Source organism: Stenotrophomonas sp. Steno-C18 (assembly GCF_056393195.1).
Genome location: NZ_JBWJOX010000008.1, coordinates 157,183 through 178,316 on the forward strand (window position 1 = coordinate 157,183; position 21,134 = coordinate 178,316).

Sequence of the window (21,134 nt, forward strand, 5' to 3'; positions counted from 1 at the left end):
CCGCCGCAAGGCGGGCTTTTCGCATGTGGCGTTAGAATCGCCCCGCGTTCGCGCCCCTTCCACCGTTTTCCGTCGTCGAGCCCGCCATGCCCCGTTCGCTGCCTTCGTCCCGCGCGCTGTTGTCGCCCCTGTTGCTGGCCTGCGTGCTGGCCTCCGGTTGTGGCAGGCAGCAGGAACTGGCCGGCAAGGCGCCCGTCGCCCAACCCAGCGCCGCCGCGGCAGCAGCGACGGACCCGGCGGCGGCACCGCTGCTGGGCGCGTTGCAGAAGCAGTTGGATGGCCATCGCCGCATCGTCGTGCTGCTGGCCGATGAGGCACAGCAGACGCCGGCCGACCGCACCACCTCCAGCCGCATTGGCCAACAGCTGTTCCATGACGGGCTGGAGCAGCGCGAGGCCATCGCCGCGCAGTTCGATGCGTTGCTGCGCCAGAGCAGCCCACAACGCTTCGCCACGCTGGGCACGGTGCTGGACTACATCGAATCGGCACCGGAGCTGTACGACGCCGACCGCCTGGCGTTCCGCGAAGTGCTGCGTGACCTGCACGAGCGGGTCGGCAAGGACTCCTCGTTGCCGGCGGTGAAGCTGCACCAGCGCATCGGCGAGGACCTGGAGGCGCTGGACGAGATCGAGCGCAACTACAACCAGGAGATCACCCGGATCTTCAGCCGTTTCGATCGCACCCGTGCCATCACGCTCAAGCGCGAGAAGTGGGACGACTACATCGCCCACCTGCATACCCAATACAGCCGCGAGGCGATCCTGCGCGACTACGGGGTGATCGAGCCCTACCCGATGTCGATGAAGGACAGCGAGCGCGAGATCTTCGGCCGCGACCTGCCGGCCAAGACCGTGGTGCTGACCTTCGATGACGGCCCGCACAAGGCCTATACCGATGAAGTGGTGGCCATTCTCAAGCGCTACGACGTGCCGGGCGTGTTCTTCGAGGTGGGCCGCAACCTGGGCGCGATCCAGCCCGATGGCAAGGTCACGCTCGGGCCGATGGCCGGCATCAGCCGCAACCTGATGGAGCAGGGCTACGCGGTGGGCAACCACAGCCTGACCCATGCACAGCTCTCGCGGACCAGCGGCGACGCGCTGCGCGAGCAGGTGCTGGGCACCGACATCCTGCTCAAGGACGTGGATAGCCGCCGCGCGCCGTTGTTCCGCTTCCCGTATGGCGCGCGCAACGCCGAAGGCCTGCAGCTGCTCGGCGAGGCCGGCCTGAAGTCGATCATGTGGAACATCGATTCGATGGACTGGGCCGACCCGGTGCCCGAGTCGATCGTGCAGCGCGTGGTCGAGCAGGTGCAGAAGGAACAGAAGGGCATCATCCTGTTCCATGACATCCACGACCGCGCGGTGAAGGCGTTGCCGCAGATCCTGGACCGGCTGATCGCCGACGGTTACCAGTTCGCCGGCTGGAACGGCCGTGATTTCAGCGTCAGCCGCCCGCGCAAGGGCGCCACCAGCGACGCCACCGTGACCACCGGCTACGAAAAATCCTGGGCCATCGTGATCGGCATCGACGACTACGCCAGGTGGCCCAAGCTCGAGTACGCCAGCCATGACGCGCAGGCCATCGCCGACACCCTGACCGGGCAGTTCGGCTTCCCGTCCTCGCAGGTGATCGTGCTGAAGAACGAACAGGCCACGCGCAACAACATCCTGGCCGCCTTCCACGACCGCCTGGCCGATGACCGCACCGGCCGGAACGATCGCGTGTTCGTGTTCTTCGCCGGCCATGGTGCCACCCGTCAGCTCGCCTCCGGGCGCGACCTGGGCTACATCATTCCGGTGGATTCGGACCCCAACGAGTTCGCCACCGACGCGATCGCGATGACCGACATCCAGAACATCGCCGAGAGCCTGCGCGCCAAGCACGTCATGTTCGTCATGGATGCCTGCTACAGCGGCCTGGGCCTGACCCGCGGCGGGCCATCCTCGTCGGCATTCCTGCGCGAGAACGCGCGCCGCAGCGCCCGCCAGATGCTGACCGCCGGTGGCGCCGACCAGCAGGTGGCCGACAGCGGTCCGAACGGGCATTCGGTGTTCACCTGGGTGCTGCTGCAGGCGCTGGCCGGCAAGGGCGACCTCAATGGCGATGGCCTGATCACCGGCACCGAGCTGGCCGCGTACGTGGCGCCGGCGGTGTCGGCGGTGTCGCGGCAGACCCCAGCATTCGGCAGCCTGCCCGGATCGCAGGGCGGCGAGTTCGTGTTCCAGGTACCGGACAGCCAGGAATACCTGACCGCCGATACCCGCCAGCTCTCGGCCGACGCGATCGCGCTCAACAACCGCGTCGACGCCGCCCAGGATGCCAAGGGCGAGGCCGAGGCACCGGTGACCGTGACCGACCTGCAGGGCGGCAGGAGCACGCTGGTGGTGCCGGCGGCCGGGGCGGTGTCCGACCGCCAGCGTGCCCAGCAGGCCAATGACCGCGGCCTCCAGCTGTACCGCGAGAAGCGCTATGACGAGGCCGTGGCGCAGTTCACCGAAGCGCTGAAACTGCGTCCGGACTTCGCCCTGGCGGCCAACAACCTGGGCTTCGTCTACTACCGCCAGCAGCGCTATGCCGAGGCTGCGCGCTGGCTGGAGAACACCGTGAAAATCGATCCCTCGCGTGCGGTGGCCTACCTCAACCTGGGCGATGCGTACTTCAATGCCGGCGACAAGGCCAAGGCCAGGCAGGCCTACAGCACCTACCTGGAGCTGCAGCCGCAAGGCAGCGGCGCGGCCCAGGCGCGCGCGCAACTGCAGAAGCTGTAGCGGATGAGCGCGTTGTCCACCGGCCAGACCATCGTTGCCATTGCCAGCGGCGCCGCTGCCGGCGGCGTCGGCATGCTGCGCGTCTCCGGGCCGCGGTCATTGCAGATCGCCGTGGACCTGGGTTGCCCGATGCTGCAGCCGCGGCACGCGCACTACGCCAGGTTCCGCGATGCAGGCGGCGAGGTGATCGATGACGGCATCGCGTTGTACTTCCCCGGCCCGCGCAGCTTCACCGGCGAGGACGTGGTGGAACTGCAGGGCCACGGCAGTCCGGTCGTATTGCGACAACTGCTCGCGCGCTGCATCGAACTGGGCGCGCGCCAGGCGCGTGCCGGTGAGTTCAGCGAGCGGGCCTTCCTCAACGGCAAGCTCGACCTGGCCCAGGCCGAGGCCATCGCCGACCTGATCGCCGCCGGTGACGTACGCGCGGCCCGCGCGGCGCGGCGTTCACTCGATGGCGTGTTCTCGCGGCGCGTGGAAGAGGTGGGGGAACAGCTGGTGCGCTTGCGCATCCATGTCGAAGCGGCCATCGACTTTGCCGATGAGCCACTGGATACGCTGGGCGGTGCGCAGGTGCGCGCCGGCATCGAACAGGCGCGCGCGCTGCTGGAGCAACTGCGCATCGACGCCGAGCGTGGCCGCAAGCTGCGTGATGGCCTGCACGCGGTGCTGATCGGCCCGCCCAATGCGGGCAAGAGTTCGCTGCTCAATGCATTGGCCGGCAGCGAGCGCGCCATCGTCACCGACATCGCCGGCACCACCCGCGACACGCTGCGCGAAACCATCCGCATCGATGGCCTGGAACTGGAACTGGTCGATACCGCCGGCCTGCGCGAAGGTGGCGATGCCATCGAACGCGAAGGCATGCGCCGCGCCCGTGCCGAAATGCAGCGCGCCGACCTGGCCATCGTGGTGCTGGATGCGCGTGATCCGGACGCGGGCAAGCAGGCCATTGGCGATGCCGCCGCCCAGGCCGCGCGGCAGCTGTGGATATTCAACAAATGCGACCTGCTGCCACAGTGGCCGCAGGACCTGGGGGCCGACAGCATCGCGTTGTCGGCGGCCAGCGGGGCAGGGCTGGAGCAGCTGCACGCGCGCCTGCGCGCCATCGCCAGCGACGGTGCCGGGGAAGGCATGCAGGGGGAGTTCTCCGCGCGCCTGCGCCATGTCGAGGCCATCGCCAGTGCCGCCGGGCACCTGGAAATCGCCGACGCGCAGCTGCACCACGACCAGCTCGAACTGGCTGCCGAGGAGCTGCGGCTGGCCCACGATGCACTGGGCGAGATCACCGGCCGGATGACGGCCGACGACCTGCTGGGGCGTATCTTTTCGAGTTTCTGCATCGGCAAGTGATGCCCCGCCTGAGATGACACATTCAGCCTGCGCGCAGTAGGCTATGCGCCGTTACGGGATCCCCCCGCCTGCGGAGCCAGTCCAATGCGCCATTGATGCCACCGTCGCAATGACGGTCCCTTCCAGTCCCTGCTGCCGTTGGCGGCCGGGTGCTTCGGGCATCGATGGAACCACGCATGACAACTTCCGTATCCGTGACGCTGGATGGCGTCGCTTGGCACACGCCCGATGGGCGCTGCCTTTTCTCTGATCTCACTGCACGCTTCGATGGACGACTGACCGGCCTGGTCGGCCGCAATGGCGTGGGCAAGTCCGTGCTGGCGCAGATGATGGCCGGGCTGCGCGTACCCAGCGCCGGACACTGCCGGCGCATGGGCCGCGTCCACTACCTGCCGCAGCAGGTGGCGGTGACTCCCGGGCAGCGGGTAGCCGAGCTTGCCGCTGTGGATAACGTGTTGGCGGCGCTGCTGCGGATCGAGGCGGGCAGCACCGACCCGGCCGACTTCGACGCGGTGGGCGAACAGTGGATGCTGCGCGAAACGCTGCAGCAGGCGTTGTTCGACGCGGGACTGGAGGGTGTCTCTGCGGACATGCCTGTGGATAAGCTCAGTGGCGGGCAACGGATGCGGGTGGCATTGGTGGGCGCGCTGCTGCAACCGGTGGAGCTGCTGATCCTGGATGAGCCCAGCAATCACCTGGACCTGGCTGGCCGGCAGTGGCTGGCCGCGCAACTGCGGGCACGGGGGCAGGGCGTGCTGCTGGTCAGCCACGACCGCCTGTTGCTGGCCGAGGTGGAGTGCATCGTCGAATTGTCGCCGCAGGGCCTGCGCAGCCATGGTGGCGACTACGCCAGTTATGCACAGGCGCGCGCTGCCACAAAGGTGGCGGCCGAAACCCTGCTACAGCAGCGTCGCCATGAACGTCGCAAGGGCGAGCAGGAGTTGCGCGTCCAACGCGAACGGCTGGAGCAGCGCAGCGCGCGTGGCAGCCGCGATGCGGCCAGGGCCAACCAGGCGCCGATCCTGCTGGGCCTGCAGCGCCAGCGTGCCGAAGCCAACGCCGGCAAGGCACGACAGCAGCTCCAGCAACGGCATGCGGGGCTGGACGACGCGGTGCGGCAGGCGCATGCGCAGCTGGATGCGCCGCCACCGGTGCTGCTGATGCCGGCGCTGCTCCCCGGTGGCCCGGAATGGGTGGTGCGGTTGGAAGGCGTGCGTCTGCCGTGGAGCGACCCGGCGCAGCCAGCGCTGGACCTGTCGCTGCGCCGGGGCCAGCGCCTGGCCGTGAGTGGAGCCAACGGCACCGGCAAATCCACCTTGCTCAAGCTGCTGGCCGGTCAGTGCGAAGCGGTGGCGGGGAACGTACAGGTTGCGGTGCCCGCAGCGCTGCTGGACCAGCAACTGGCGGTCCTGCCGCCGCAATGCAGTGCGCTGCAGGGGCTGCGCGAAAGCAACCCGCTGCAGGAGGAAGCCGCCTCTCGCAGCCGTCTCTCGCTGCTGGGCCTGGACGCCGCGCAGGCGGTGCTGCCCTCGGCCCGGCTCAGTGGCGGGCAGCGGCTCAAGGCGGCGCTGGCCTGCGTGCTCTACGCGGACCCGCCGGCGCAGCTGCTGTTGCTGGACGAGCCGGGCAACCACCTGGACCTGGAATCACTGGAAGCCCTGGAAGGCCTGCTGCGGCAGTACCGCGGCACGCTGGTCGTGGTCTCTCACGATCCGGCCTTCCTGCAGGCCATTGGCATCGATGCCACGTTGCAGCTGGACAGGGATGGCTGGCGATTGCAGCCGGCCTGAGGCTGTTCTTTCTTTCGCCGGTCACATCGCAGCGGCATCATTGCGCCTTCGTTTTTTTATGAAGGTGCGGTGCGATGTCCAGGTGGGGATGGTTGATGATGGCAGGCATGGCATGCTGCCCGGTAATGCACGCCAACGCCGCCCAGAGTTATCCACACGTTTCGGTCTACGCGCACCGTGGTGCCAGCGCATTGCTGCCCGAACACACCCTGGCCGCGTACGCCCAGGCCATCTCCGACGGCGCCGACTACATCGAGCCGGACCTGGTGATGACCAAGGACGGCGTGCTGGTGGCACGCCATGAGAACGAGATCGGCTCGACCACCGATGTCGCCGCGCACCCGGAATTCGCCGAGCGCCGTACCACCAAGGTGATCGACGGGAAGAAGATCGACGGTTGGTTCACCGAAGACTTCACCCTGGCCGAGCTGAAGACCCTGTACGCCCGCGAGCGCTTGCCACAGGTGCGCGGTACTGCGTTCGACGGGCAGTTCCGCATTGCCTCGCTGGACGAGATCATCAGCTTCCTGGTGCAGCAGGCCGGCCGCGCCAACCGCGGCATCGGGCTGGTGCCGGAGATCAAGCACGGCAGCTACTTCCGCGGCATTGGCCTGCCGATGGAAGACAAGCTGCTGGCCGCGCTGCAGGGCAATGCCTATACCAAGGTGGCGCCGGTGATGGTGCAGTCCTTCGAGACCGCCAACCTGCGCGCGCTGCGCGCCAAGCTGGGCCGCGATTCCAACATCCGCCTGCTGCAGCTGCTGGATGCTGCCGGCGACATGCCGGCCGACGTGGTGCTGGCCGGCGGCACGCTGACCTATGCGCAGATGGCGACGCCGGCCGGGCTGAAGGAGATCGCCGGCTACGCCGACGCCATCGGCCCGGAACGGCGCATGGTGATCCCGTGGAACGCGCAGGGGGGCCTGGCTGCACCCACCGCACTGGTCGGGGATGCGCATGCCGCCGGCCTGCAGGTGGTGGTCTACACCTTCCGCCCGGAGAACTCGTTCCTGCCGCCGGCAATGCGCCAGGGTGCGGAGAATGCGCGCAACCCGGAGGCATCGGTGGCCGAGATGCGCGAGTACCTCAAGGCCGGCATCGATGCGTTGTTCACCGACGATCCCGCACTGGGCCGCCGCGCGGTGGACGGCACTCCGTAAGGAGCGGACTGCACCGCGACGCCGCAGCTGCTTCGGCCCGGGCCGCCGCGGGTTGGCGGCACCGGATCGATCACGTGACGCCCTGTCATCGCTTGCCAGTCACGGCGGTGCCCAAAGGGAGGGTGGTTGTCCTGTGTGAAAATGCCGGCAGTGGGCATTGGCAGGATCATGGAGGGACGCTTTGCTGATCGGCTACCGGTTCGAGGAAGGCGCCGTGCTGCGCATCCATTCGCGCAACGCGGTGGCGGCGGTGCTGCTGGTCGCTTTCAGCCTGGTCTTCACCGTCGGCCCCGTGCTGCTGCTCTTTTCGCGCGACCTCCATGGCACGGGGATGGATCCGGTGCTGGCAGGGCTGGCATCGGCTTTGATGATCGCCATGGCGCTGGCTTCGCTCTGGTATTTCCGTCTGCGCGAGACGCTGGTGTTGGATAGGCCCGGCAACCAGGGCATCCGCATCTCCCACAACCTGTTTGGAAGGGCGCGGCGCGTCGACGCGGCGTTCGTGCTGGCGGGTCAGCCTCGCCTGCAGCTCCGGCGCCATGGCGATAACGCCCGTGCCCCCGTGCGGCTATGGCTGATGCACGTCGATGGAAGCGAGCACCAGCTCAGTTTCGAAACGATCGCCGTGCGGCCGGGCAGCGGCGTCACCGGCGAATGGCTGCAGCGGATCGCCACGCATCTGCAGGTGGAGGCTCCGGCCGGGATCGTGGTCGTGCCGCTGAACTCGCCGGCAGCCGCGCCCCGGCACCGGCCCCCACGGCAGGCCAGCGTCGTGGAGGACGCCCCTGGAACGCGACCGCGCGCCCCTCGACAGGACGATGCCCTGCCGGCAGGCGTCCGCGTCGTCATGGCGCTGATCGGGGCATTCCTCGCCGTTCTGGCGCTCAGCCAGGCCTGGGTGCTGTTGCACGCACTGGGCAGTGGAACGCTCCGCGTGAGCCACTGGCGGGGCAGTGGTTCGGTGGTTTATCACTGGGAGGCCGAACCCTACGGCTTCCTGCTGCAGCTCTTCATCGCGGTGCTGGAAGTACTCGTGCCTGCCGCCTTGGCATGGGGCGGGTTGCGCCTGGCCATCGTGGGGCGCTACTCGCGGCAGGGGTAGGCCTGACGGCCCGGGCCGCACTTACGCGGGGTCGTTCGGGTCGCGCCGGCGCAGCGGCACCACCACTTCGTAGTCGCGGCCCTCGCGAGGCTGCCACAACACCGGTACCTGCCGCGGGGACGGTGGCTCGAGCTCATCGGCGTCGGCCAGCACCTCGTCTTCCTCCTCGTCTTCCCAGCTGTAGCGCTTGCGGGGGGCCATCGGGTCGGCGTGGCGGAACATCAGCGCGGCGATGACGCCGGCGGCGGCACCGCCCATGTGCGATTGCCAGGACACGCCCGGCTCATGCGGCAGGATGGTGATCAGCATGCTGCCGTAGAACAGGAAGGCGATCATGCCGGCGGCGATGGCCGGCCGGTCGCGGCGCAGCAGGCCCAGCACGAACACCAGGAACATCAGGCCGTGGGTCACGCCGCTGGCACCGAGGTGATGGCTGCCGGGCTCGCCCAGCAACCAGGCACCCAACCCGGAACCCCCCCACAGCAGCGGCAGCGCGCGTACGGTGGCCTTGGGGTAGACGCTGCCGGCCAGCGTGCCGAGGATCAGCAGGGCCACCGCATTGGCACCGAGGTGCTCGATCGAGCCATGCAGCAGCGGGGCGCCCAGCAGGCCCCACAGGCCCTTGGCTTCCAGGGGCGCCACCGACCAGGCGCGCCAGTCCCAGCCGCTGCTCTGCACGGCGAACACGGCCACCAGCAGCAGCACGAAGCCCAGGCTCAGGTTGAAGGCGCGCAGCACCCGGTTGCGGTCGCTGCGGTCATTGGCCGGCGAGGCGCCGGTGGCGGGGACGTTTGGCGTATCCATGTCATTGGGATTGCGGCGGGTCCCCGGTTTGCAAGGGGGACGGGCATGGGAACCGCTGTGCCGCCAACGGGACAGTCCCGTTGGCGGCGGTGGATCAGCCGTGCTTCTGCTTCGGCGGGATCTTCAGGCTCAGGACCATGGTGGTGACCAGGATCGCGGCGACCACGCCCAGCGACACCGGCACCGGGATCTTGTACAGGTCGATCAGCAGCATCTTGGCGCCGATGAACGCCAGGATCACCGCCAGGCCGTACGGCAGCAGGTGGAAGCGGTCGGCCATGCCGGCCAGCAGGAAGAACATCGCGCGCAGGCCCAGCACCGCGAACACGTTCGAGGTCAGCACGATGAACGGGTCGGTGGTGATGGCGAAGATGGCCGGGATCGAGTCCACCGCGAAGATCACGTCGGTGACCGCGATCAGGATCAGCACCACGAACATCGGGGTGAACCAGCGCACGCCGTCCTTCTCGGCGACCAGCCGGTTGCCGTTGTACTCGTGGCTGATGCGCAGGTGCTTGCGCATGAACTTCAGCGCCGGGTTGTCATCCAGGCTGGGCTCCTGGCCCGCGGCGAACCACATCTTCCAGCCGGTGAACAGCAGGAACGCGCCGAACACGTAGAGCAGCCAGTGGAACTGGTTCACCAGCACGGTGCCGGCGAAGATCATCACCGTGCGCAGCGCGATGGCGCCGAGGATACCGATGATCAGCACGCGCTGGCGCTGGGTCTCGGGCACCGCGAAGTAGCCCATGATCAGCAGGAACACGAAGATGTTGTCGACCGCCAGCGCCTTCTCGATCAGGTAGCCGGTCAGGAACTGCAGGCCGATCTCGTTGGCCACCGCGGTGCCGGCGGTCTCGTTCAGGTAGTACCAGAGGCCGGCATTGAAGGCCAGGGCCAACGCCACCCAGCCGATGGACCACAGCAGGGCCTCCTTGAAGGTGACCTTGTGCGGGCCGCCGTGGCGCATCAGCACCAGGTCGATCAACAGGGCGGCGATGACGACGGCGATGAAGCCGCCCCAAAGCCAGGGATTACCGATTGTCTGGATCATGGGAAATTCCGGTCGTTAAAAGGGTTCTCGGAACCACACAGGCCAAGAGCTGGACACGGAATCGGGGAGACCGGGGACAGAGCTTCGCCAATGCGGCGAAGGTCTTGCTCACAGTACCGGAGGCCGGAACTGCCGTTGCACCGGAGCCTTGCGGCTCGAACTGACGGCGACAACGTCTGGGAGCTACTCCCCTTCTGGGGCTGAATACTGCCGGCTGCGCCCCGCACAGTCAATGAGAGCACCGCGGGAGCGGCCCCCGGCGCGGCTACAATAGCGGCATGAATACCCCACTCCCCGTCGTACGCCTGAAGAACGCGTGGCGCTCCAGCCACCCGTGGATTTTCCAGAAACTGGTCGAGAAGCCGACCGTCAAGCCGAAGTCCGGCACCATCGTCGACGTGGTCGGCGTGGACGGTGAGTGGATTGGCCGGGGCTTCTACAACGGTCATTCGCGGATCGCCGTGCGCATTCTGGAAACCCATCCGGAGGTGGCGGTGGACCAGGCCTGGTTCAGCCGCAAGATCGCCGAGGCGGTGTCGCTGCGCCGTGACGTGCTCAAGCTGGACCAGGTCTCCAATGCCTGGCGCGTGGTGCACAGCGAGGGCGATGGCCTGTCCGGGCTGGTGGTGGACCGCTACGACGACCTGATTGTGGTCGAGTTCTTCGCCGCCGGCATGTTCCGCCACCGCGAGTGGATCTACGAAGCGCTGCGCGAACAGTTCCCGGGTTGCCGTTTCCACAGCTTCGCCGACGAGCACGTGCAGAAGCAGGAAAGCTTCGACTTCCACGGCAACACCACCACCGAACCAGCGGTCATCACCGAGTACGGCATCAAGTTCCGTGCCGACCCGGCCGGCGCGCACAAGACCGGTTTCTTCGCCGACCAGCGCGAGAACCGCGAGTGGCTGAGCCAGCAGGTGGAAGGCAAGAGCGTGCTGGACCTGTGCTGCAACACCGGTGGCTTCGCCGTGTACGCTGCCGCGCGCGGCGCCAGCGACGTGCTGGGCGTGGACATCGACCAGGACGTGATCCAGATCGCCAAGGGCAATGCACGCCTGAACAACGCCAAGCCGCGGTTCGTGCAGGCCGACATCTTCCCGTGGCTGCGTGATGCGGCCAACCGCGGCGAGCAGTACGACGTGGTGATCCTGGACCCGGCCAAGATGACCCGCGACCGCGACCAGGTCATCAATGCGCTGAAGAAGTACCTGGACATGAACAAGCTGGCGCTGGGCGTGGTCAAGCCCGGTGGCCTGTTCGCCACGTTCTCCTGCACCGGCCTGGTGGCCGAGGACCAGTTCCTGGACATGCTGCGCCGCGCCGCGTTCTATTCCGGCCGCACCATCCAGATCCTGAAGGTGGCCGGTGCCGGCCCGGACCATCCGTTCATGGCGCACGTGCAGGAATCGCGCTACCTCAAGGCGGTGTTCTGCCGCGTGGTGGATTGATCCGGGATTAGCGGGAGGGCCTTACCCCTCCCCAGCCCTCCCCTTGGCTGCGCCAAAGGGAGGGGGCGGATCGCGCGCGGCGGGTGTCCGGCGCGCCCATGCCGTCCGTCACTGGCCGTGGCCGGTAGGCGGGGCTAAGGTCGGGCCTTTCCACCCCTGGTGAGGCCTCATGACGCTGCGTCCCCTGTCCCTGTTGGTATCCCTGTCGCTGTGCTTCCCGCTGGCGGCCTCGGCCGTGGAGTTCAGTCAGGCCGAACTGGCCAAGGCCAGCGAACTGCAGCGCCGCCTGCTGACCCTGGACTCGCACCTGGATACCCCGGCCAACTTCGCCCGGGCGGACTTCAACATCATGCAGCGCCACGACCACAACGCGCTGTCGCAGGTGGACTACCCGCGCATGGTCGAAGGCGCGCTCGATGGCGGCTTCTTCGCCATCTACACCGACCAGGGCGACCGCACCCCGGCCGCGCACACCACCGAACGCGACCATGGCCTGCAGCGCATGCTGCAGATCCACGAGATGCTGGCCGCCAACCCGGACAAGTTCCAGCTGGCGCTGAGCGCCGATGACGCGGCGCGGATCAAGGCCGCCGGCAAGCGCGTGGTCTACATCAGCATGGAGAACGGCAGCCCGCTGGTGGCCGACCCCTCGCTGCTCAGCTTCTACTACAAGGCCGGCCTGCGGTTGATGTCGACCGTGCATTTCGCCAACAACGAGTTCGCCGATTCGGCCACCGACCCCAAGGGCGCGGAGTGGAAGGGGCTGAGCCCGGCCGGCAAGGCGCTGGTCAACGAGGCGGTGAAGCTGGGCATCGTGATCGACCAGTCGCACGCGTCCGATGCGGTGTTCGACAACCTCATCGAGATGATGCCGGTGCCGTTCATCCTGTCGCATAGCTCGGCCAAGGCGGTGTTTGACCACCCGCGCAACCTCGACGACGCGCGCCTGCGCCAGCTCGCCGCCAAGGGGGGCGTGATCCAGGCCAATGCCTATGGCGGCTACCTGATCGACGAGACCAAGACCGCCGAGCGCAAGCAGGCCGAGGAAGAACTCGGCAAGCGCCTGGGGGGCTGGGACGACATGAGCATGACCAAGGGCGTGGAACTGGCCCGGGCGATGGCCGAGCTGGACCAGAAGTACCCACGCCGCAAGGCGACGCTGGATGACTTCTTCCAGCACCTGGGCCACATGCTGGACGTGGTCGGGCCGGACCACGTGGGCATCGGCATGGACTGGGATGGCGGTGGTGGCGTGATCGGCATGGAAGACGCCGCCGACCTACCCAAGATCACCGCATGGTTGCAGCGCCGTGGCCTGAGCGAGGCGCAGATCGCCAACATCTGGAGCGGCAACGTGCTGCGGGTGATGCGCCAGGCGCAGGACTACGCGGCCAGGCAGGCTCGGTAACGCAGGTAGGCGGGGATGTAATCCCACAAACACAAGGCGGGCCGAAGCCCGCCTTGTGTCATCCACATGGAGCGGTGGATTACCGCTTGCCCAGCACCGCATTGCGGCGGCTGTACACCGCGTAGACCACCAGGCCCAGTGCGTTCCATGCCAGGAACCACAGCTGGGTGCGGGTGGGCAGGCTGAAGAACAGGTAGATGCAGCCCAGGATGGCGACCGGGCCGACGATCCACGCCAGCGGCGCGCGGAACTTGCGCTCGCGGCCGGCCTCGCGCTTGCGCAGCACCAGCAGGCACAGGCCCACTGCGGTGAACGCGGCCAGGGTGCCGGCGTTGGCCAGGGCGGCGATCTCGTCCAGGCGCGCCACGCCGGCCAGGGCGGCGACCAGCACGGCGGTGAACAGGGTGATGACCACCGGCGTGCCGGTGCGCTGGTTGACCTTGGACAGGCCGCGCGGCAGCAGGCCATCGCGCGACATCACGAAGAAGATGCGGCTCTGCCCGTAGAAGAAGGCCAGCAGCACGGTCGGCAGGGCGATGATGGCGACGATGCCGATCACCAGCGCGGCGGTGCCGTGGCCCAGTTCGCGCATGATCAATGCCAGCGGCTCGGCGCTCTTGCCGAACACCGTGTAGCTCATCGCGCCGACCGCGGCAGCGGCCACCAGCAGGTAGATGATCGTGCAGCCGACCATCGAGCCGATGATGCCGATGGACAGGTCGCGCTTGGGGTTCTTGGTCTCCTCGGCGGCGGTGGAGATCGCGTCGAAGCCGTAGAAGGCGAAGAAGATGATCGCCGCGGCCGCCATCACGCCGCGCTCCACGCCGTCGGCGCTGACCGACTTGGGGAAGCCGTAAGGCATGAACGGCTGCAGGTTCTCGGCGTTGAAGGCCGGCAGCGCGACGGCCACGAACACCGCCAGCGCGATCAGCTTCAGCACCACCAGCACCGCGTTGACCGTGGCGCTCTCGCGCGTGCCCAGCATCAGCATGCCGGCCACCAGGAAGGTGATGACGATGGCCGGCAGGTTGATCACGCCACCGGCGTGCGGGCCGGCGGCCAGCGCCTGCGGCAGCATCACGTTCCAGCCGAAGGAGGTGTGCAGCCACTCCAGGAAGCCGACGAAGTAGCCCGACCAGCCCACCGCCACGGTGCTGACCACCAGCGAGTACTCCAGGATCAGGCTCCAGCCCACCACCCAGGCGATGGTCTCGCCCAGCGCGCTGTAGCTGTAGGTATAGGCACTGCCGGCGGCCGGCATCATCGTCGACAGCTCGGCATAGGCCAGCGCCGCGCAGGCGCAGATCACGCCGGCGATGATGAAGGACAGCAGCACCGCGGGGCCGGCCTTGTCCGCGCCCACGCCGATCAGCGTGTAGATGCCGGTACCGACGATGGCGCCAATGCCCAGTGCGACCAGGTGGGGCCAGCTCAGCGAGGGGATCAGGCGGCGGCCTTCTTCGTGTTCGGTGAGCTGGTCGATGGGCTTGCGCCGGAGCCAGGACTGCATGCGGACCTCACGGTTCGTGGTGATTCAGGAAGTCGGCGAGTGTCGCCGAATGCAGTGCAGCAAAGCCAGAAAGATGCGCGGTTTCAGCGGGCTTTGGCGATTGCCATTGGCATCGCTGCCGGAACCGGCACAAAACCGGGGCCGCGCGCTGATCATGAATGGCGAGGGTGGGCGAGCAGGTAATCCCGCAGCGCCACGGCCTGGTTGTACCGGGTGTCGCGCGCGCCGTAGACCAGCGTGACCGGGCCGGCGTCGAGGGCGTCGCGCAGCGGTTTCAGGTGTTGCGGGGAACCGGCCAGTTCCGCGGCATAACGGTGCTCGAACGCCTCCCAGCGCTCGGGCTGGTGGTCGAACCACTGGCGCAATGCGGTGCTCGGGGCCACGTCCTTCAGCCAGGTGGCCTGCAGCTTCTCGCGGCTGACGCCGCGCGGCCACAGGCGGTCGACCAGGAAGCGCTGGCCGTCGTCGGCGCTGGCGGCCTCATAGGCCCGTTTGCAGGAGATCTTCATTGCCCGCCTCGCACAGCCAGGGTTATCGGCTGATCGTACCGCTCTGGCGCAGCGGCTCCTATTCCAGGCCCAGCCGCACGCCGAACACCATCAGGCACACGCCGACCGCGCGGCGCAGCCAGACCCCGACCCGTGGATACCCGGCCAGGCGCCGGGCGATGAATTGCCCGCCAAAGATCAGCACCGAGCACCAGCCGATGCTCAGCACGGCGATCAGCACCGCCATGGTCGCCAGGGTCAGCGCGCCACGTTGCCGCGCCGGGTCGATGAACAGCGGGAAGAAGGCCATGTAGAACAGGATGGCCTTGGGGTTGAGCACGCCGACCAGCAAGGCCTGCCGGAACCAGCGCCGGCCGTGCTGGACCGCGTCGCTGCCATTGCTGCCGGCGGCCGGTTCACGCAGCAGCTGCACGCCCACCCAGATCAGGTAACCCGCACCGAGGTAGCGCAGGCCGGCGAACAGCGCCGGGTGTGCCTGCAGCAACGCGGCCACGCCGGTGGCGGCGATGGCGATCAGGATCTGGTCACCCAGCATCAACCCGCCCAGCGTCGCGTAGCCGGCGCGCACGCCGCCGCGCGCGGTGGCGGTGAGCAGGGTGAAGGTGCCCGGGCCGGGCAGCATCAGGAACAGGATCACCGCCACCACGAAGGTGCCGACGTCGTTGATGCCCATCCACGGCATGGCTCAGGTCCCGGGCTGGGCCGCGCGCTGTGCGGCCAGGCGCTGCTTCACCGCGGTGATCAGCGCCGGCAGGTCGTCATGGCGCGGCACGCCGTAGCGGTCACCGGTGATGTCCAGGTTGCCCTTGCGCCAGAAGCCGGCCGGTGCGGCGACCAGCAGCTTGCCCGAGCGCGCGTACAGCCCGAACTCCAGCAGCGTGATCGGGCTCTGCGTGCCCGGCGTGAAGTACATCAGCACGATGTCGGCCTGTTCCAGCGCGGCCAGCTCCCATTCCACCTGGCGGCGGAACTCGGGTTCATCCGCTTCCGGGCGCCAGGCCGGGTTCCAGTCGGCGCGGCGCGGGTTGAGCATCAGCACGCCTTCGTCGGCCAGTGCCTGCTGCACCTGCTGCTGCCAGTCGCCGGCCTTGCCCATCTCGATGCTGCCGGCCAGGAACACCTTGGGACGGGTGTCGTGGGCGGGCAGTGCGTGGGGCGAGGTGACGGTCTGCGAGGGCGCGGCCGGTACCGGCAAGGGCGCCAGGCAGGCCAGGCCGAGCAGCAGGGAAAGCGACGGCTTCATGGGAAATGGGTGGTGCAGGGGGGCCTACATGATCGCAGATGCGGCGCAGGCGGTGAGATCGACGGGGCTACACTTGCATGCATGCAAACCGAAACCCTGATCCTGGCGGCCCTGGTGCTGGTCGTCCTCGTGCTGCAGCTGGTGCTGCTGTTCCGCCGCGCCGACAATGCCACGCTGGAGAATGCGCTGCGCGAGGAGCAACGCATCGGCCGCGGCGAACTGCGCGAGCAGCTGGAGGCGATGACCCGCCAGCAGGACGCGCGCATGGACGGCTTCGGCCGCAACCTCACCGACCTGTCCACCCGCACCGACCAGCGCCTGGACCTGCTGCGCGACAGCCTCAACGACGACGCACGCAAGGGCCGCGAGGAAAACAACGTGCTGCAGCAGCAGCTGGCGCAGCTGCTCGGCGCACGCCTGCAGGAAGTGCGCGACCAGCTTGATGCCTTCGGCCAACAGCAGCAGGGGCGCATGGACGTGTTCGCGCGCCAGCTGGCCGGCCTGCAGCAGGCGCTGGTCGAAGACACCCGCAAGGGCCGCGAGGAAGGCGTGCAGCTGCAGCAGCGCTTCGGTGAACTGCTCGGCCAGCGGCTGGTCGAGCTGACCCAGCGCAACGAGACCGGCATCAACGAGATGCGGCAGACGCTGGAAGCGCGCCTGAAGGACCTGCAGGGCGACAACGCCACCCGGCTCGAGCAGATGCGCCAGACCGTGGACGAGAAGTTGCAGAGCACGCTCAACACGCGCCTGGATTCGTCCTTCAAGCTGGTGTCCGAGCGGCTGGAGCAGGTGCAGCGCGGGCTCGGCGAGATGCAGCAGCTGGCCACCGGCGTGGGCGACCTCAAGCGCGTGCTGAGCAACGTCAAGAACCGCGGCGGCTGGGGTGAAGTGCAGCTGGACAACATCCTGGAGCAGACCCTGACCGCCGAGCAGTACGCGCGCGGGGTGAAGGTGCGCCCGGACAGCGGCGAGATGGTCGACTTCGCGGTGCGCCTGCCCGGGCGCGGCGACGACCAGGCGCCGGTATGGCTGCCGATCGACTCCAAGTTCCCGCGCGAGGACTACGAACGCCTGCTCGATGCGCAGGAAGCCGGTGACCTGGAGGCGGTACGCGGCAGCGGCAACCAGCTCGAACGCGCCATCCGCGTGCAGGCCAGGTCGATCAGCGAGAAGTACATCGTGCCGCCGCACACCACCGACTTCGCGGTGATGTTCCTGCCGACCGAAGGCCTGTATGCCGAAACCATCCGCCGGCCGGGCCTGGTCGACGCGCTGCAGCGCGAGCACCGCGTGGTGATCGCCGGCCCGACCACGGTCACCGCGCTGCTCAACAGCCTGCAGATGGGCTTCCGCACGCTGGCCATCGAGCAGCGTTCTTCCGAAGTGTGGAGCCTGCTGGGTGCGGTCAAGGGCGAGTTCGGCAAGTTCGCCGGCATCCTGGAGAAGGCCGAGAAGCAGATCAACACGGTCGGCAAGAGCCTGGGCGATGCCAGCCGCAAGACCCGCACCATCGAGCGCAAGCTGCGCGGCGTGGAATCGCTGTCGGCCGACGCCGCGCAGGCGCTGCTGGGCGATCTCGGCGGCGAGGATGAGGCCGAAGACACGGGTGCCGACGAAACCTGATCGCAGGCGACGCCGGGCATTACCGGCATCACTGGAACAGCGCGTAACGGGCACCCCGAGGTCGTGCCAGCGCCATCCACGCCCGCTATGCTTGCCCTCCCCAACCCCCCGCAGGAAACCGCAATGACTGCTTCCGTGTATGACACCGCGCTGACCACCATCGATGGCGCACCGGCCACGCTGGGCGACTACCGCGGCAAGGTGCTGCTGGTGGTCAACACCGCCTCCAAGTGCGGCCTCACCCCGCAGTACGAAGGCCTGGAAAAGCTGTACCGCCAGAAGAAGGGTGACGGCCTGGAAGTGCTGGGTTTCCCGGCCAACAACTTCAACGGCCAGGAGCCGGGCAGCGAGGACGAGATCAAGCAGTTCTGCGCGCTCACCTACGACGTCAGCTTCCCGATGTTCTCCAAGATCAGCGTGGCCGGCGTCGACATCCACCCGCTGTACCAGCAGCTGACCGCGGCCCAGCCGGTTGCCACCGGTGATGGCCCGCTGCGCGAGAAGCTGGCCAGCCTGGACATCCCGACCAACGCCGCGCCGGCGATCCTGTGGAACTTCGAGAAGTTCGTGATCGGCAAGGACGGCAGTGTCGTCGCCCGTTTCTCGCCGGATACCCCGGCTGACAACGCGGCGCTGCTGGCGGCCATCGATACCGCCCTGGCGGCGTGATGCGCGGGGCCGGGATCGCCTCCCGGCCCTGCTGCGTAACGGGTTCCAGCGGCACGAAAAAGCCCGGGTTTCCCCGGGCTTTTTCTTTTGCGGCATCACCGGCGATCAATTGCCCCAATCGGGCATCGGCATCGCATCGACCGGGATCGTGGTCGGGTCGTCATCGTCGTCACCGCGGTTGTGGCGCAGGTCGCGCTCGATCTGGTACGTGCGGCGCTGCAGCCATGCATCGCGGGTCAGGGCGTATTCGTCGACCGCGGTGTCACGCAGCGAGTCCACCGCCATCAGCTGGGCACGCGTGTCGACCAGCTGCAGGCCCTGCAGGCCGATGCGGACCTTGTCCATCTCGATCTGGCGGATCGGCGAGAGCGGCATGTCGCCGGCCAGGCCAAACACGTCACGCACCGTGCGCGGGCCGAAGAACGGAAGTTCCACGTAGCGCGACTGGCGCCAGCCCCAGGTGCCCAGGGTCTGGCCGAAGTCCTCGCTGCGCTTGGGCACCATCGCCTTGCTGGCCGGGTCGAACAGGCCGCCGATGCCGAAGGTGCTGTTCATCAGGAAGCGGCCCAGCGTGTCCCAGGCGTCATCGGCATGGCCCTGCAGCAGCTGGTTGACCATGGTCAGCGGCGAGCGCAGGTTGCTGAAGAAGTTGGTCACGCCGGTACGCGCGAACTGCGGCACCACCTTGGTGTAGGCGGTGGCCAGCGGGCGGGCGACGCTGCGGTCGACGGCATTGTTGAAGCGGTGCACGCCACGGTTGTACTTCTCCCACGGGTCGTAGGACGGCGGCGCGCCGGTGGCTTCCTCCGCGCCGGTGCTGGGCGACGGGCCGCCGTACAGCGCAGCGAAGTCGTCCTCGGCGGCGGTGGGGGCCACCTCTTCGCTGGCGGTGCCCGCACTGGCCGCGGCCGGCGGCGTGTCGTGCCCGGAGGTGTCGGTGTCGACGGCGGGGGTTTCCGCCGCCGCCGGCACGTCATTGGTCGCCACGGGCTGTTCGATGGCCTGCGACGGTTCGACCAGGCGGGAGGCCGGCGCGCTGTCGCGTGCAGGCTTGCCGGCACAGGCGGCCAGCAGCACGACGCAGGCAAGGAGGGGGAGGGTGCGGATGATGCTCATGTCAGCTTCCTGCTGCGGTCGCATTGAAATCGAGTGACGGGGACAGCCGGTAGGCTGCCCGCAGTTCGTCCAGCCCTGCCGGTGCACCGAGGACCTGCACTGGCCCATGCGCGTGCAGGCGTGCGGCGAGCTCGCCCAGCACGGCCAACCCGGCGCTGTCGACACGTTCCAGCAGCTGCAGGTCGAGCTGGCGCAACGTGCCCGGCACGCGCGCCAGCTGCGGCCACAGCGCCGTTACCGCAGCGCGGTCGAGCACGCCTGCCAGGTGCAGGGTGTCGCCCTCGATGCGGGCGCTGGCATTACTTGCCACGGGGAGCCGGGCCGGCGTTGGCCTGGATGCTGCCGCTGCGCAGCTCGGTGGCCACCTGACGGATCGACTTCTGGCGCAGCGGGGCGTCGAACTGGTTCTTGAAGGTCTGCACGTAGGAGATGCCTTCGATCATCACGTCGAAGATCTTCCACTGGCCGCCGACGTTGCGCATCAGGTACTCCACCGGGGTCGGCTCGCTGCCCGAGCGCACCAGTTCGGTGGTCACCTTGACGCCGCGGTTGCCCGGCAGCGCGGTTTCGCCCTTGTAACGGAAGCTCGGCTTGCCCTGGATGTCGAGCAGGGTCGAGCCGTAGCGCGACATCAGGTTGTCGGCCATGGCGTCGGCGAACAGCTTCACGTCCTCGTCCGACGCGCCGCGGCCGTGCACGCCCAGCACCAGGCGGGCGGCGTAGTCGCGGTCGAAGCCACGGCTGAGCTCGCCGTCGATGAAGCTGCGCAGGGCGGCCGGGTTGCTGCGGAACTCGCTGCGGCGGGACTGCAGCGTGTCGATGATGCGGGTGCTGGAATCCAGCACGGTGCGTGCGGCCGGCGACGGCTGGGCCGCGGTGGCGGCCGGGCGCGCCTGCGCGCTGACCAGTGCCGGGGTGGAGGCCAGCAGGGCCGAAGCAAGCACGGCGCCGAGCAGTTTCACGTTCATGGTTGCGGTTCCATTGCGGGCGCGTCTGCGCCGGGGGTTTCGTGGGTCTCGGCGCCGGCGGCATTGCCGCCACCGCTGAACATGTACTTGCCAACCAGCTGGATCAGGTCCACCGCCGGCTGGGTGAAGACGATCTCGTCACCGGACTTGAGTGGTTCCGGGTCTCCACCGGGCTGCAGGCCGATGTAGCTTTCGCCCAGCAGGCCACTGGTGAAGATGCCTGCCGAGGTATCGGCGGGCAGATCCTTGAACTTGCCGTCCAGGGCCAGGGTGACGATGGAGTCGTATTTAACCGGGTCGAGCTGAATATCAGCCACTTGGCCGATGGTCACGCCGCCGACCTTCACTGGCGCCTGCTTGCGCAGCTGGCCGATCTGGGTGAAGCGGGCCTTGAGCACATAGTCACCGCCGCCCACGCCGAAGCGCTGGTTGGTCGATGCCACGGCAAGCACCAGCAGCGAGGCCAGGGCCAGCAGCAGGAAGGCGCCGACGGAAAATTCGAGTCTGGGTCCACGGATGGCCATGTTGTTATCTCACTCCTGATCCATCTGGTGCTTCGCCGCGGCGAAGCCGTTCGGGTTCTGTTCCCACGCGACCGGCGCGGGGCGT

General features: G+C 68.2%; 19 protein-coding genes. 9 read left to right on the top strand and 10 right to left on the bottom strand.

The features are described 5' to 3' along the window. The first annotated feature begins 86 nt into the window (after positions 1-86). From AC06FE_RS16025 to AC06FE_RS16045, 5 genes are all read left to right on the top strand, one after another. Entirely contained in the window at positions 87-2,768 is a 2,682-nt protein-coding gene (locus tag AC06FE_RS16025) for a polysaccharide deacetylase family protein (RefSeq protein ID WP_478073603.1), read from the top strand. Positions 2,769-2,771: 3 nt separating this feature from the next. Beyond that, complete coding sequence (mnmE, locus tag AC06FE_RS16030; RefSeq protein ID WP_478073604.1) at positions 2,772-4,121, top strand: tRNA uridine-5-carboxymethylaminomethyl(34) synthesis GTPase MnmE; 1,350 nt, start codon at positions 2,772-2,774, stop codon at positions 4,119-4,121. Positions 4,122-4,297: 176 nt separating this feature from the next. Beyond that, on the top strand, positions 4,298-5,911 hold the full coding sequence (locus tag AC06FE_RS16035; protein WP_478073605.1) for an ABC-F family ATP-binding cassette domain-containing protein: 1,614 nt from the start codon (positions 4,298-4,300) through the stop codon (positions 5,909-5,911). A gap of 125 nt (positions 5,912-6,036) precedes the next feature. Further along, the gene (locus AC06FE_RS16040) at positions 6,037-7,071 is read left to right on the top strand and encodes a glycerophosphodiester phosphodiesterase (RefSeq protein ID WP_478073606.1); all 1,035 of its coding nucleotides are present in this window, start codon (positions 6,037-6,039) and stop codon (positions 7,069-7,071) included. A 181-nt stretch (positions 7,072-7,252) separates the two neighbouring features. Continuing rightward, positions 7,253-8,173 carry a hypothetical protein gene (locus AC06FE_RS16045; RefSeq protein WP_478073607.1) on the top strand — a complete coding sequence of 307 codons (921 nt, stop codon included), beginning with the start codon at positions 7,253-7,255 and terminating at the stop codon, positions 8,171-8,173. 21 nt (positions 8,174-8,194) lie between these two features. On the opposite strand, the gene AC06FE_RS16050 is transcribed toward AC06FE_RS16045, so the two are convergent. Further along, complete coding sequence (locus tag AC06FE_RS16050) at positions 8,195-8,977, bottom strand: rhomboid family intramembrane serine protease (protein WP_478073608.1); 783 nt, start codon at positions 8,975-8,977, stop codon at positions 8,195-8,197. Between the two features lie 94 nt (positions 8,978-9,071). Further along, positions 9,072-10,028: a TerC family protein gene (locus tag AC06FE_RS16055; RefSeq protein ID WP_132866114.1), complete on the bottom strand. Its 957-nt coding sequence runs from the start codon at positions 10,026-10,028 to the stop codon at positions 9,072-9,074. Positions 10,029-10,309: 281 nt separating this feature from the next. Here AC06FE_RS16055 and AC06FE_RS16060 point away from each other — a divergent pair, with 281 nt between their 5' ends. Further along, complete coding sequence (locus tag AC06FE_RS16060) at positions 10,310-11,479, top strand: class I SAM-dependent rRNA methyltransferase (protein ID WP_132864071.1); 1,170 nt, start codon at positions 10,310-10,312, stop codon at positions 11,477-11,479. Between the two features lie 169 nt (positions 11,480-11,648). Beyond that, positions 11,649-12,887, top strand: coding sequence for a dipeptidase (locus tag AC06FE_RS16065; RefSeq protein WP_478073609.1), 1,239 nt, complete (start codon positions 11,649-11,651; stop codon positions 12,885-12,887). 79 nt (positions 12,888-12,966) lie between these two features. Here the strand turns inward: AC06FE_RS16065 and AC06FE_RS16070 are convergent, their stop codons facing one another. From AC06FE_RS16070 to AC06FE_RS16085, 4 genes are all read right to left on the bottom strand, one after another. Beyond that, positions 12,967-14,397, bottom strand: a complete 1,431-nt coding sequence (locus AC06FE_RS16070) for an amino acid permease (protein WP_192287200.1) — start codon at positions 14,395-14,397, stop codon at positions 12,967-12,969. A 152-nt stretch (positions 14,398-14,549) separates the two neighbouring features. Continuing rightward, positions 14,550-14,906, bottom strand: coding sequence for a DUF488 domain-containing protein (locus AC06FE_RS16075; RefSeq protein WP_132864074.1), 357 nt, complete (start codon positions 14,904-14,906; stop codon positions 14,550-14,552). 58 nt (positions 14,907-14,964) lie between these two features. Further along, the gene (leuE, locus tag AC06FE_RS16080; RefSeq protein ID WP_192287201.1) at positions 14,965-15,588 is read right to left on the bottom strand and encodes a leucine efflux protein LeuE; all 624 of its coding nucleotides are present in this window, start codon (positions 15,586-15,588) and stop codon (positions 14,965-14,967) included. A gap of 3 nt (positions 15,589-15,591) precedes the next feature. Continuing rightward, positions 15,592-16,149 carry a nucleoside 2-deoxyribosyltransferase domain-containing protein gene (locus tag AC06FE_RS16085; protein WP_446541026.1) on the bottom strand — a complete coding sequence of 186 codons (558 nt, stop codon included), beginning with the start codon at positions 16,147-16,149 and terminating at the stop codon, positions 15,592-15,594. 81 nt (positions 16,150-16,230) lie between these two features. Here AC06FE_RS16085 and AC06FE_RS16090 point away from each other — a divergent pair, with 81 nt between their 5' ends. Together AC06FE_RS16090 and AC06FE_RS16095 are read left to right on the top strand one after the other, a co-directional pair. Further along, entirely contained in the window at positions 16,231-17,772 is a 1,542-nt protein-coding gene (locus tag AC06FE_RS16090; protein WP_478073610.1) for a DNA recombination protein RmuC, read from the top strand. A 123-nt stretch (positions 17,773-17,895) separates the two neighbouring features. Continuing rightward, positions 17,896-18,441: a glutathione peroxidase gene (locus AC06FE_RS16095; RefSeq protein ID WP_478073611.1), complete on the top strand. Its 546-nt coding sequence runs from the start codon at positions 17,896-17,898 to the stop codon at positions 18,439-18,441. 105 nt (positions 18,442-18,546) lie between these two features. On the opposite strand, the gene AC06FE_RS16100 is transcribed toward AC06FE_RS16095, so the two are convergent. The 4 genes from AC06FE_RS16100 to mlaD are packed head-to-tail and all read right to left on the bottom strand — an operon-like array spanning position 18,547 to position 21,049. Further along, positions 18,547-19,557, bottom strand: a complete 1,011-nt coding sequence (locus AC06FE_RS16100; protein WP_478073612.1) for an MlaA family lipoprotein — start codon at positions 19,555-19,557, stop codon at positions 18,547-18,549. A 1-nt stretch (position 19,558) separates the two neighbouring features. After that, entirely contained in the window at positions 19,559-19,867 is a 309-nt protein-coding gene (locus AC06FE_RS16105; RefSeq protein WP_192287205.1) for an STAS domain-containing protein, read from the bottom strand. Beyond that, positions 19,857-20,525, bottom strand: a complete 669-nt coding sequence (locus tag AC06FE_RS16110; protein ID WP_132864081.1) for an MlaC/ttg2D family ABC transporter substrate-binding protein — start codon at positions 20,523-20,525, stop codon at positions 19,857-19,859. The genes AC06FE_RS16105 and AC06FE_RS16110 overlap by 11 nt, the downstream gene beginning before the upstream one ends. Beyond that, a complete protein-coding gene (mlaD, locus tag AC06FE_RS16115; protein ID WP_132864082.1) occupies positions 20,522-21,049 on the bottom strand; it encodes an outer membrane lipid asymmetry maintenance protein MlaD in 528 nt (175 codons plus the stop codon). The genes AC06FE_RS16110 and mlaD overlap by 4 nt, the downstream gene beginning before the upstream one ends. Positions 21,050-21,134 lie beyond the last annotated feature (85 nt).

Excerpts from the sequence above, each read along its gene's own strand:
- AC06FE_RS16090 (WP_478073610.1), top strand. The coding sequence starts at position 16,231 with ATGCAAACCGAAACCCTGATCCTGGCGGCCCTGGTGCTGGTCGTCCTC.
- AC06FE_RS16095 (WP_478073611.1), top strand. The coding sequence starts at position 17,896 with ATGACTGCTTCCGTGTATGACACCGCGCTGACCACCATCGATGGCGCA.
- AC06FE_RS16025 (WP_478073603.1), top strand. The coding sequence starts at position 87 with ATGCCCCGTTCGCTGCCTTCGTCCCGCGCGCTGTTGTCGCCCCTGTTG.
- AC06FE_RS16040 (WP_478073606.1), top strand. The coding sequence starts at position 6,037 with ATGCACGCCAACGCCGCCCAGAGTTATCCACACGTTTCGGTCTACGCG.
- AC06FE_RS16060 (WP_132864071.1), top strand. The coding sequence starts at position 10,310 with ATGAATACCCCACTCCCCGTCGTACGCCTGAAGAACGCGTGGCGCTCC.
- AC06FE_RS16110 (WP_132864081.1), bottom strand. The coding sequence starts at position 20,525 with ATGAACGTGAAACTGCTCGGCGCCGTGCTTGCTTCGGCCCTGCTGGCC.
- AC06FE_RS16035 (WP_478073605.1), top strand. The coding sequence starts at position 4,298 with ATGACAACTTCCGTATCCGTGACGCTGGATGGCGTCGCTTGGCACACG.
- AC06FE_RS16065 (WP_478073609.1), top strand. The coding sequence starts at position 11,649 with ATGACGCTGCGTCCCCTGTCCCTGTTGGTATCCCTGTCGCTGTGCTTC.
- AC06FE_RS16050 (WP_478073608.1), bottom strand. The coding sequence starts at position 8,977 with ATGGATACGCCAAACGTCCCCGCCACCGGCGCCTCGCCGGCCAATGAC.
- AC06FE_RS16075 (WP_132864074.1), bottom strand. The coding sequence starts at position 14,906 with ATGAAGATCTCCTGCAAACGGGCCTATGAGGCCGCCAGCGCCGACGAC.
- mlaD (WP_132864082.1), bottom strand. The coding sequence starts at position 21,049 with ATGGCCATCCGTGGACCCAGACTCGAATTTTCCGTCGGCGCCTTCCTG.
- AC06FE_RS16100 (WP_478073612.1), bottom strand. The coding sequence starts at position 19,557 with ATGAGCATCATCCGCACCCTCCCCCTCCTTGCCTGCGTCGTGCTGCTG.
- mnmE (WP_478073604.1), top strand. The coding sequence starts at position 2,772 with ATGAGCGCGTTGTCCACCGGCCAGACCATCGTTGCCATTGCCAGCGGC.
- AC06FE_RS16070 (WP_192287200.1), bottom strand. The coding sequence starts at position 14,397 with ATGCAGTCCTGGCTCCGGCGCAAGCCCATCGACCAGCTCACCGAACAC.
- leuE (WP_192287201.1), bottom strand. The coding sequence starts at position 15,588 with ATGCCGTGGATGGGCATCAACGACGTCGGCACCTTCGTGGTGGCGGTG.
- AC06FE_RS16085 (WP_446541026.1), bottom strand. The coding sequence starts at position 16,149 with ATGAAGCCGTCGCTTTCCCTGCTGCTCGGCCTGGCCTGCCTGGCGCCC.